We start from the raw sequence: 11,299 nt of genomic DNA on the forward strand, positions 1-11,299 counted from the left end.
TTGCCTTCCTCACATTGTGAACATGCTCCTTGGCAGGGCCGGCATCAGGAGCGCCGACAGACAGGCAAGGGGCTTTGGATTCCCTGCCGCAGCGGCGCGCCTGCCAGGCGCGCTCCGCCATCGGCAAAGGAACCTCATGTCGCTCTCCGACTACTTCAAGCAGCACGAAGAACAGGCCTTCATCGCCAAGGCCCTCGCCCTCGCCGTCGGCATCACCCTGGTGAAGAACTTCTTCCCGGGGCTTATCGCCTTTCTCTTTCTGATCCTGCCGGTCGTCTTCCTGATCGGGATCCGCCTGCACGCGGCCGCAAGCGGCGTCGACGCCATGGATCTTCTGAAAGAGCACATCACCTTCTTCCCGATGATGCGCTCCGAGGAAGAGCGGATCAAGGAGATCAAGCCCTGGGTCACCTACGGGATCATCCTCGCCAACGTCCTCATCTTCTATTTCTTCCAGGGGTTCGTCCCCGAGGAGCTGGTGAACGACAACCTGATCTTTCTCCCCCACAAACCAAACCTCTTTAACGTCCCTTTGAGTGCCTTCACCGCCATGTTCCTGCACGGCAGCGGCGGGCACCTCTGGGGGAACATGACCTTTCTCTGGGTGGTCGGCTCCGCGGTGGAGCGCCGGGTCGGCAAGCTGCGCTTTTTCCTGCTCTACCTGGTCACCGGGCTCATCGGCGGCCTGGTCTTCATCGGCGTCGAGTTCCTGTTCCACCTCAGGGCCGGCCACGCCCTGGGAGCCTCCGGCGCCATCGCCGGCATCATGGGGATCTTCGCGGTGCGCTGCTACTTCAAGAGCATGATCTTCCCCATCCCGATCCTGGGGATCTTCTCGCTCATCCTCCCCCTAAGCCTCAAGATCCGGCTGAACTCACTTGCCATCATGAGCCTCTTCTTTCTCTCGGATCTCTCCGGGGGGATCGCCCAGATCAACGGCTCCGACTCGATGATCGGGCACTGGGCGCACCTGGGGGGCATGATCTCCGGGATGCTCATCGCGGGATACCTGAAGCTTGGCGAAGATGCGGTCGGCGAGCGCCACCTCGAGATCGGCATCAGGGGAGCTAAGGCGAGCATCGGCTTCGAGGGGACCGACCGTTCCCTGAGGATTGCGCTCGAGCGAAGCCCCGAAAACGTCGACGCGCTCCTGAGCATGGCGCGCCTTAAATCCCGCTTCCACTGCACTCCCGAGGGACAGGAGTACTACGAGAAGGCCCTGCGGCAACTCCTCGTGGAGCGGCCGGGCGAGGTGGTCGAGGTGTTTCGCGAGTACCTCGGAAAGTACCTGAAGCCCCCGACCGAGACCCGGCTCCTCGCCGCCCTTTCCGAAGCCACGGCGCAGGCCGGCGAGAACGAGCTCACCATCACCTGCCTCGAGCGGCTGGTGGAAAAAGAGGACCTCCCCGCAGCGCAGCGCGAGAAGTCGCACTTCAAGCTCGCCACCCTGCTCGAGTTCACCAGCTGTTTCGAGGCGGCCCGCACGAGCTTCGCCCGTTTCGTCCACGACTATCCCCAATCCCTTCTGGTGGATAAGGCGCGCGAGCGGGCCTGCGGCGAGGTGTACCATCCCCCCCGCAGCGCCGCCCCCCGTGTCGCGGCCTCCCCGGCCAACCAGGAGCGCTCCTGCCCCAGTTGCGGCACCGCGATGGCCGTGCGCCGGCCCACTTCCGGTCCGCGCCAGGGAGAAGCCTTCTGGGTCTGCGGCGCCTACCCGACCTGCCGGACCTTGGAACCGGTCCAGGAAAGCGCGGCCGCCCCACAGGATAAACCCGCCCCCGAAACCTACCGCCTCATCTTCGACGGCAGCATCGGCTTCACCTTCGATCCTGCGGAAACCAAGGCGAGCCTCGTGCAGCTGTTCCGCTGCCCGCCAGAAAAGGTGGACCAGCTCTGCAGCGGCACCCCCACCGTCCTCAAGCGCGGCCTCGACTACGCCGCCGCCTTGAAGTACAAGGAGGCGATCTGCCACACCGGCGCGCTCTGCACCGTCGAGAAAGAGGAGCCCGCACCCGTGGCGGCGCCCCCCTCCCCCGCTCTCTCCTACCGGGAAGCGGCACCCGCCGCGCAGGCAGTGCGCGAGGCTGCGCCAGCGCAGGAGTTTTCCTGCCCCAAGTGCGGCCAGCTCCAGGAGAAGGGGGAGATCTGCGTTTCCTGCGGCGTCTATTTCGCGAAACTCGCGAAGCTTGCGGAGCGGGAGTTCGAAGAACTCCGCAGCCAGCCGGCGCCCACGATGCGGCGGGCCGGCAGCGTTTCCGGGCCGCCCGCGGCGCGCGCCGCCCGCGGTTTCACCTTCAACCGCACCGCCAAGGCCCTGGCCGTCGGGGCACTCGTCATCGTGGCCGCCGTCGGCCGCCTGAGCGCAAGCTTCATAAACCAGCAAAACCGGGATGCGGCGGCGCAGGCGCAACTCGCCAACGCGGCGCTCAAGCAGCAGATGGAGCTCGGCAAACCCGACACCGCCGGCATCAAGCGACTGCTCGCCCAGCACGACTTTACGAGCCTGGAGAACCTCTACAACGGCTATCTCGCCCAGTACCAGAAAGAGATCCAGTACGAAACCTTCCTGCAGGAGGCCTACGCGATCTTCTCCCCCACCCAGGGAGTCTCCCCGGAAGATCTGGAAGCCTGGGTAAAAACCACCGGGTCGTACCTTGCCTACGCCGCGCGCGGCAAGTACCAGGCCGACAAGGGTTTCGAGGTGCGCGGCACCAGGTGGGCGAGCGAGACCTCCCAGGCCCAGCTCGACGAGATGCACCGGCTCCACGAGCTCGCCGTACAGGACCTGCAGATCGCCATCGCCGCCCATCCCGCGTTCATCCCGGCCTACACCGTCCTGTGCACCGTAGTCCGCGCCTCCGAGGTTTCCGTGTCGCCCAAGGAAGTCGTCGAGAAGGCCGCGGCAGTCGACCGGCGGGCCTACCTGGTGCGCAACGAATACCTGACCTCGCTCATGCCCCGCTGGGGCGGTTCCCACGGTGAGATGGCCGCCTTTGCCAAGAGTGCCCTCAAGGAGGCCGCTCTCAATCCGCGTCTGTACACCCTGCAGGGCGGAGTTTACGCCGACGAGGCCGACGAGTACTACCGCTCCCAAGACTATTCCGCCGCCGTGCGCGGGTACAGCAAGGCGCTTCAGTACGGCGACCGTTTCAGCTGGCTCAAGTACCGTGCCGCCTGCAACTTTTACCAGGGGGACAAACAGGCCGCCCTCGCAGATTACCGGAAAGTCCTCGACTACGACCCGACCGAGAGCGAGGCCCAGGCCGAGTTGCAGAAGATCCAGTAAGAGCCGTCCCGGCGAGACGGCACAGGGGCAGCTAAAAACCAGAAAGGCCGTACCCTGTCCGGATACGGCCCGTTACTTTCAATCGTCAATTCCCATTGCCGTCATTGCCAATCGTCAATTATCATTTCGGTTCCACCGTAGTAGTCGTCGTGGTCGTGGTGCTCGGTTCGGTAGTAGTCGTGGTAGTCTCGGCAAACGCCACCGATGCGAAGCAGGCCGCCACCAGCCCTGCCGCAAGCGTAGCAAGTAGTCGCTTCATATGGGGACCTCCTTCCCTTTTCTGTCCCCACAGTAGCATTTTTCCCGCCAGCGAATAAACACCGCCACCGCCCTTCCCCGCTCCTTGTCGATACCAATCGTCCATTGTCCATCGTCATTTGCCCATCGCCGTCCCGCCTCCAATCGTCAATCGTCATTGTCAATCGTCAATTGGATGTTACCATTAACCCTCTCTCATCTCATATGCCGATAAAAAGGAGGTGCCTGATGTGGGAAGCGTCCCTGCAATCTGCGGAGAAACTCCTTAATTCGCCTCGGATTCCCTCCTGCGAGGAAATCATCACCCTGATCAAACGGGTCAACCCGACCTCCCTGCAGCTCTCCGAGGCAGAGCGGGAGCAGGGGTACCGGGTGAAGAACCGGCTCCAGAATCTGCTGCTGGAAGAGTACGGGGCAACCTTCCACCTGGTGAACCACCCGTTTAGCCCGGACATCATCCTCATCAAGCACACGACACTCCCTTCCGTCGATGCCTGCCATGCCGACCTTAAGGCACTTTCCCCCAAGGCCCTCGACACCGTCGGCGCCCTCCCCTCCCCGCAGACAGCCGCGCCGGCACAATCTGAAGGGAAGAAAAAAGGGAAGAAAACCTCAACCGACTCTTCCCCCCGCGAGACCCTGGCAAACGCCGAAGCCCTGCTCGCCCAGTACGAATACCCCCAGGCCGGGGAGCTGCTGAATTCGCTGCGCATCTCGGACATGAAGGAGTTGCCGCTGTTGGCGAAAGCCGCTCGCCTGCTGGTTGAAGAGATGGGCGCCTACCCAAAGGCCATCGAGCTCCTCCTGGCCCAACCGAAGCAGGTACTGAGGGACAAGTCGATCCGCGAACTCCTGGCACTTACCTACTACGGCAACGGCATGGTTCCCGAGGCCCGGGCCCTCTTCGGCGAGTCGCAGCCGGCAGACCTGGGCAAGATGGCTCTCCTCGCCTATGCCGACCTCTGCTTCAAGGACGGCAACCTCACCCAGGCCTACCATCTTCTGAAGCGTTCGGAGGAAAAAGAGGGCTTCGTTGCGGCGTTCCCGGGCCTGAGAAAGGAGATCGAAACGGCCCTGACCCGCGAGGCCGAGCCGTTTTATTGCCGGGCCGAGAAAGCCTACGCCGAAGCCGACATCCCCCGGACCGAGCTGCTGCTCAACCAGGCCTTGAGCCTGTACCCGGATTTCCAGAGGGCGCGCCAGTTGGCCCGCGAGGTGGAGGCCGGCAAAGCCCGCTCGCGGCTTGCGGATCTCTGGGCGAGCTTCGAGTCCTGCGAGGTGCCGGCAAAGAGGCTGGAGTTGCTGCTACGGATCCAGGAACTCGACAAGGCAGGCGCCGACAACGTCAAAAACCTCATCGCCCGGGAAAAACAGCGGCTAAACCAGGAGAGCGTGGCGGAACAGCTGCGCGCCCTGGAGCAGTTCGCCGCACAGAAGAACTGGGAGGAGTGCATCGACAGCCTGCTCCGCTTGTCACGGCAGGCGGAGCAGGCCGACTTCGCGCGAGCCTGCCGGATCTCGCCGCTTTTTTCGGTCCTGGACCAAAACCGCCGCCTGCAGCGGCTCTCCCCGGACGAGATCAAGAAGAGCTGGCTCGATTTCGTGAGACTAAAGCGGCTCGAAGAAGAGGAGACCGGGACCGCGTGCTGGGAGCTGGCCCAGGAGCTCAAGCCGCTTTTCCAGGGCTATCCGGAGTTCCACGAGGTTTACCAGGAGCTCCTCGAGCAGGTGCGGGAAAACGAGCGGGAGGAGATCTACAATCTGCTGGAACGGCTGGACGAACTCCGCCAACAGGAGGAGCCCCCGATTGCAGAGGTGAAGCAGCTTGTGGCCCAGATGCGCAGGCTGACGCTCCATCTCCCTGCCGGCGAGGCCGCCGAGTTGAGAAAGGCTGCCGAGGGCACCCTGACCCAGCTGACGGCAGCCGACGCCGAGGACCTGGGCGACCTGGAGACGGCACTCAGACTGGGCAACGCCGCAACCGCTGCCCGCATCAAGGCGTATTTCGGCGAGCCCTGGTACCAGCCCATGGTAGCGTCGATAGAAGAAAAAGTGGCCACAGCCTTCCATATTGAAGCCACCCCGATCGATTTCAGTTTCGCGCCGGAGTTGGTCGTCGACCTCTCCACGCGCAACCCGGACCTCGGGTTGTGCCGCATGGGTTCCTCCGAGCACCACCTGGTATTGCGCGAAGCGGAGGACACCCTCATCGTGGTAGACCTGCGCCGCCAGGCCGCCACCAGGTACCGTTCCGAGAACTTCAAAGATCTGGAGCTCATGGACGTCCTGCCGGACCGGGACCTTTTTCTCCTTATCAACGTCAAGAACAAGGTAAGCGTCTGGCGCACCCTGCTCTGTGGGGAGCAAAGCCGTTTCACGGCGCAGTTCGAGATAAACGAGAACTTTTTCTACGGGGCGGGGGCGTGTTTCATGGGGCTCTTCATGTCGAGCGTCAAGGACAACGTCTACTTCGCCTTCATACAAGAGGGGGAGCGCTTTCGTGGGGTGAAAATGAGCCTCGACCTGGAGAGCACCGTGATCGGGGCCTGCGAGTACGGTTCCGAGTCCTGCGCCGTGCATCGGCTCTCCAACCAACCCGATCGTTTCCTGGTGATGACCGAACACCTCTCGACCGTCCTCGAGGGGAACTTCACCACCTCCAGGGGGCAGGGTTGGACCGGGGTGAATTTTCTGGTCGAGCCCTTTGGTATCGATCGGCTGCACAGCCTGATCTACGCGAGGGGGGATGGCATCGTGAACGTGCTCAACACCAAGCTGCGTGCCATCAAGCAGCATCTGAACGCGGAGAGCGTGTGGCATTTCACCATGCCGGACCTCGCCCACATCTGCACCGAGACCCAGACCATGCTGCTCGACGTAGGCGGAGTGAAAATCCTCTACAACATGGTTACCAACAAGTTCAGCCAGAAGTTTTCGGCAAGCCGCCTGTGGTTCACCGCCACTCCGAGGAGATCGTACTTCTGGGAGTTCGACGACACCAAGAGTGCCCTGAGGATCAAGGACGTGAGCCGGGAGCTTGAGAACCTCCTGGAATGGCGGACCCTGCTGCCCAAGAATTCCACCGAGGAGGACGCCGCGCTTTTCGTGCACCAGTTGGAGGACCTGGAATATTTCACCGTAGTGAAGCCAGCCGGGCCAGAGCGGCTCGCAGAGGAAGCGGCAAGCTCAGCCGGCGGCAACCTAGCGCAGCCAAGCGCAGAACAGACCGAGGAGGGAGAGCATGAGCGAGGAGAAGAATAACTGTCCGGAATTTTTTCAAGCTGTGCTGGAGAACACGGCATGGGGGCTGATTCGTCTTGCCACCGACGATCAAGGGGAGAAGCACCTCATGACCCGCGAGGCAAACGGCCTGAAGCACCTGCGGATACTCAACAGCGCCAAAGAGGTCGAATTTCAGGTATCGGCCAAGAGTATCGACGGCTTGGGCTGGGAGATGGTGTTGGCGTGTCTGCACAAGATCAGCATCGAGAAGTTGAAGAAACTGCACAAGACCCCACTGCGGCGCACCCTGCAGGCTGTGTGATCAGGAGACAGACCAAGGAACGCTAAATGGGAGGACGCGGGATGAGCGCAGATACGGACCAGTTTTACGAGGCGATGGCGATGCACCTGGTGCAGGTTGCTACCGACAACTTTGAAGAGAAAGATATAGGGCTGATGGTACAGGGGGATCTGATTCATCTGGAGTTTCGGGCACTCGATGGAGAATTACTTCTCAAGGTAGTGGGCAAGGACAGCGAGGAGGTGGCCAACCAGTTACTCTTGGCCTGTTTTCACAACCTAAGCATCGAGCACCTGGGAGCCCTCCATCTAAAGCCCCTCAACAGCAGCCTGCAGTCCCAGACCGGAAAGAAGTAGCCGTCCTCCCGAAGCACCGTCGCCAGAAAGCTGCGGTGCTTCGGGAATCCCGGATCAAGGACATGAGGCATGCCAAAAACCTGAAGAAACAGCTCCACGAAGCGCTGCAGCAGCCCCAACGTCCTCCCCTTTGCGAAGGGGAGACAGAAGGGATTTAGCCATGCTCCGCCTCACATAAAAAATCAGAAGGAAAACAGTCTCTGAAAGAACCTCTTCACCTGCCCCGTAAAACTCCGGTCCACCTTGCGCTGCATCCCCGAGATATCGACCGATTCCGCCAGCGCATCCCGGTATTCCCCTTCGCTTAGCACCCCACGCTGTTTCAAGAGAAAGAGAATCTGGTTCGAGCGTTTCAGCACCCGGTCCATGTGTCGGTAAGGGTTGTACGCCTTCTGAGGCCCGGGAAGCATGGCAGCCAGAAACGAGCATTCTCTCGGCGTGAGTTCCTGCGCCGGCTTATCGAAATAGTAGCGCGCCCCGTGCCCCACGCCGTAGACCATCGGTCCCAGCTCAACGATATTCAGGTAGAGCTCCAGGATCCGACCCTTGGTGAGCGTCTGCTCCATCCGCTTGGCGAGGTAGAGCTCCTCGATCTTACGAGTAAGCGTCTTCTTGCGGGAGAGGAAAAGATTCTTCGCCGTCTGCTGCGTGATCGTCGAGGCGCCGCGGGCGAAGCGTTTCTTTTCCAGATCGTAGCGGATGGCCTCCTTGATGGCCTTAACATCCACCCCGCCGTGCTCGTAGAAGTTGGCGTCCTCCGCGACGATGACCGCCCACTCCATCTCAGCAGGAATGCGTTCCGCAGAAACCCAGCGAGGGTTATCCGGTCCGACCACAAATGGGTGCACCTTCCCCTTCCAGTCCTTGACCTCGATAGACATGCTGGCAGACCGGTCCGCGAGCTTCGCGACCGACGGCAGCCTGTAAAGACTGACCCCGATCCACCCGGCATAGAGCAACACAAGCAGAACCATCAGCGCTGCAAGTAATTTTAGAATTCGCAAATGAGTTTACCTCGAAAGATTGTGCCCACATCAGTATCAGAGAATCATAGTATTGACTGAGCCCGTACCAGAAGCATATATCTGAAATCCGACATTTCCAGCTTCACAGTTACAGCCTGCCGAACGCCTCACAATTGAGAGCCTAACCCGCGACACCACCGAGCGGTCACGAAGATATTTTTAATTTACAAACAATAAACATTCGCATATATTTCCGAATGATCGTCATCTTCACGGCTGCGACGATTCGGAACAGAAGAGCCCGGCACGGGAGCAGAGAAGAAAAGCATATAATATTAGATGCCTCAAAAGCATCTAATACTATAAACAAGCATCTACTATTAGATGCCGGCATATAATATTAGATGCTTGTTTCTTCTGCATAATTACATGTTGGCCAGGAGGACTTGTGAAAATACTAAGTGCAGTGACGGAATCGGAAGTGTGGGATCACTGGAAAGCAGTAGAAAACTTTAGTCATGATGATTTCCGCAGTGACATCAGGGAACCCCTTCCAGATGATGTCAATTGGCACCTTGCCGAAATTGAACCTCAAGATCTTGATAGACTCTTTATCATTTCATCGAGTGATTGGACGGATATCTCGGGAGGAACCTTTCGCGTTCTGGATGTGGCTTCCAGGCTGAATCTTGCATCAGAAGACGAAAATACGCTAAGGATAGCAAATGACATTAAGGGTAAAATTACATTTTTCCAATGTGGTGGAGATCTAGATACTAAGCTTATAGCAGTTACAAATAGCACTGATAGTGTGATCACTTTTATAGAGGGAAATCGCCGTTCAGTCGTTTTTGCTGTTAATCAAATGCTTGTCGGGCAAATCATCTATATTGGAATTTCCCCTCAAATAAAAAATTATAAGTGGGTTGTAGCGTCATTCAGGTAGGTTCTGGTGGAACCTTGTTAAAGCAACTTAAGTACCTGCACTTTGCTAAATAAGCTTAGCAGTGTTTCCGATGTTCCGATGACCAATGAATGTGACAAGAGGAAGATATTATGGACTTCACTGCTGCCTACACCGCGTTAAAATTTGCTAAGGACGCTCTTAAGTTCACTCTGGAGCAAAAAATAGATGATAAGGTTCATACACAGGTTTCAGAGGCAATGGAAAAAATTGGAAAGGTTCAGGATGAACTTTTCCTTGTTCGTGAAGAACTTCTAAAGCTCCAAGAAGATAACCATACCCTGAAAGCGTTACTTCGCGAAAAGGAGAGTTGGGAAAAACAGATAGAAGAGGTTTATCTCTATACAACATCTGCAGGAGATCACTTATATAGATTTAAGGGGTTGCCTGAAAGATTTGCCTGTCCTGTCTGTTACGTCAAGAAGGAACTGTACATTCTCCAGTGGAATGATAAGCCTTACAAATATGAGTGTAAAGCCTGCAAAAGCGAGTTCAGGGCTCAGGACTACCCTGACACTGGAATTTTAGTTTCTGATTACGACCCGCTTTCTCGATATTAACTGTTATGGTAGAAAGGGGACAGGCTATAGCGGACTCCGCAGATTGAAGAAGTCGGTGGTTGCGATTGAGAGGTGAGCTTGGCGTTGGCCACGAAGGGAGAGCTAAATGGTGGAGAATATGAGACCTCTGGGGATGGAGCAATGGTACTTCAGGCACGTGGAGGTGACTTCAAAAAGTTTTCACTCGGGCATTGATGGAACTAGAAAAATTGAAAAATTCAATTGCATCGTTGCATTCCCGTCTACAAAGCATCATACGGAAACTATCAGAAATTACCTGAATTGGTATCACAGTATAAATACTGATACTAATGACTACCATGTGCTGAGCCTTCTTTCCGATACCTCTTGGTGCGCCGAAGCATTAGCCGTCTTTTATTTCAGAGAACAAGAAAACAAGCCGTACCTTGAGGCTGCAACTGATCCGTACAAAGTGGTACTTGGCCCAATGCCAAACTCACCAAAATTAGCAAACGAAATAATGGCTATATGGGTCAATGCTGAGGAAACGGTTCGCCTTCAAACGGAACGGTCTGTGGCAATTTACCTCAGAGATACTATCAGACAAGGAAACAAAATTAGCGTAGAAACAGCAAGCAGATTAATCAATGAGCATTTTGGTTCCCAGTACAGACTCGACAGCAATGTATTACACGAGTTTTCCAGACTTGGCGGGAAGTACACCAAGAAATATCTAAGACTTTAGATGCTCATAGCACGTTTTCAAAGACGGGATGAGGGGACGTAGGTAACATATGTAACATATTAATGTAGAGGCGGTGCGCACGGGAGGATTTATGCCTCGTCAACCTCGCTTGGATGTTCCAGGGCTACTTCATCACGTAATGGCGCGCGGTATAGAAGGCCGTGAGATCTTCCGGTTGAACAAGGAGCGGGATGAGTTCCTTGAACGGTTGGCAGACATGGTGAATGAAAAGGGTGGACCGGACTTGTATGCCTGGGCTCTGATGTCCAACCACTTCCATCTTTTGTTACGTCCTGCTGAGACCCACTTGGCAACTCTGATGCAACGATTGATGACGGCCCACGCCCTCAACTTCAACAAGAGGCATAAAAGGACCGGACACCTTTTCCAAAACAGTGAGTCTCAGGGGGACGCCCCTGTAATACTGTAATTCTCGAACGAAGCACTGCGTGCGGAGTATCAAAATCACATTTCGTTTCAACCTATTCGGCAGAATTACAGGATTACAGGGGCGTCCCGCTGTTAGTCCTGAGATGGACGAAAGCTGAGGGCGTAAGCTCCCCCAGAAGATAGACACTTGAAAAGTAGAGCTTTCTGGCATTATTTAACGCCAGGAGGTTTTACATGAAGAAGTCACGCTTCACTGAGACGCAGATCGTCTCGATTCTCAAGGAGGCCGAC

Annotated in this window: 10 protein-coding genes; 8 read left to right on the top strand and 2 right to left on the bottom strand. The window is 57.2% G+C overall.

The genetic code is table 11. The features are described from left to right. The first annotated feature begins 136 nt into the window (after positions 1-136). Positions 137-3,286, top strand: coding sequence for a rhomboid family intramembrane serine protease (locus GMST_RS21385; RefSeq protein WP_183356744.1), 3,150 nt, complete (start codon positions 137-139; stop codon positions 3,284-3,286). Between the two features lie 121 nt (positions 3,287-3,407). Here GMST_RS21385 and GMST_RS21390 read toward each other — a convergent pair whose 3' ends face one another. Further along, on the bottom strand, positions 3,408-3,545 hold the full coding sequence (locus GMST_RS21390) for a hypothetical protein (protein WP_183356745.1): 138 nt from the start codon (positions 3,543-3,545) through the stop codon (positions 3,408-3,410). Positions 3,546-3,772: 227 nt separating this feature from the next. On the opposite strand from GMST_RS21390, the gene GMST_RS21395 reads away from it, so the two are divergent. Genes GMST_RS21395 through GMST_RS21405 form a run of 3 tightly spaced genes read left to right on the top strand, consistent with a single transcriptional unit; the run spans position 3,773 to position 7,423 of the window. Further along, the gene (locus GMST_RS21395; protein WP_183356746.1) at positions 3,773-6,805 is read left to right on the top strand and encodes a tetratricopeptide repeat protein; all 3,033 of its coding nucleotides are present in this window, start codon (positions 3,773-3,775) and stop codon (positions 6,803-6,805) included. Further along, positions 6,786-7,088 (top strand): hypothetical protein, encoded by a 303-nt coding sequence (locus GMST_RS21400; RefSeq protein WP_183356747.1) that lies wholly within the window; start codon positions 6,786-6,788, stop codon positions 7,086-7,088. Before GMST_RS21395 ends, GMST_RS21400 begins: the two co-directional genes overlap by 20 nt. Positions 7,089-7,129: 41 nt before the next feature. Further along, positions 7,130-7,423, top strand: a complete 294-nt coding sequence (locus GMST_RS21405; protein ID WP_183356748.1) for a hypothetical protein — start codon at positions 7,130-7,132, stop codon at positions 7,421-7,423. Positions 7,424-7,605: 182 nt separating this feature from the next. Here GMST_RS21405 and GMST_RS21410 read toward each other — a convergent pair whose 3' ends face one another. After that, positions 7,606-8,304 (bottom strand): transglycosylase domain-containing protein, encoded by a 699-nt coding sequence (locus GMST_RS21410; protein WP_308936507.1) that lies wholly within the window; start codon positions 8,302-8,304, stop codon positions 7,606-7,608. 532 nt (positions 8,305-8,836) lie between these two features. Between GMST_RS21410 and GMST_RS21415 the strand changes: the two genes are divergently transcribed. The 4 genes from GMST_RS21415 to GMST_RS21430 all read left to right on the top strand — a co-directional run bounded on the left by GMST_RS21415 (position 8,837) and on the right by GMST_RS21430 (position 11,048). Continuing rightward, positions 8,837-9,334, top strand: coding sequence for a hypothetical protein (locus GMST_RS21415; protein ID WP_183356750.1), 498 nt, complete (start codon positions 8,837-8,839; stop codon positions 9,332-9,334). Positions 9,335-9,444: 110 nt separating this feature from the next. Beyond that, positions 9,445-9,912, top strand: a complete 468-nt coding sequence (locus GMST_RS21420; RefSeq protein WP_183356751.1) for a hypothetical protein — start codon at positions 9,445-9,447, stop codon at positions 9,910-9,912. Between the two features lie 106 nt (positions 9,913-10,018). Continuing rightward, positions 10,019-10,618, top strand: a complete 600-nt coding sequence (locus GMST_RS21425; RefSeq protein WP_183356752.1) for a hypothetical protein — start codon at positions 10,019-10,021, stop codon at positions 10,616-10,618. A 139-nt stretch (positions 10,619-10,757) separates the two neighbouring features. Further along, positions 10,758-11,048: a transposase gene (locus tag GMST_RS21430; RefSeq protein ID WP_246399994.1), complete on the top strand. Its 291-nt coding sequence runs from the start codon at positions 10,758-10,760 to the stop codon at positions 11,046-11,048. The last annotated feature ends 251 nt before the right edge of the window (positions 11,049-11,299 follow it).

This window comes from Geomonas silvestris (assembly GCF_014193515.1).
GTDB lineage: Bacteria > Desulfobacterota > Desulfuromonadia > Geobacterales > Geobacteraceae > Geomonas > Geomonas silvestris.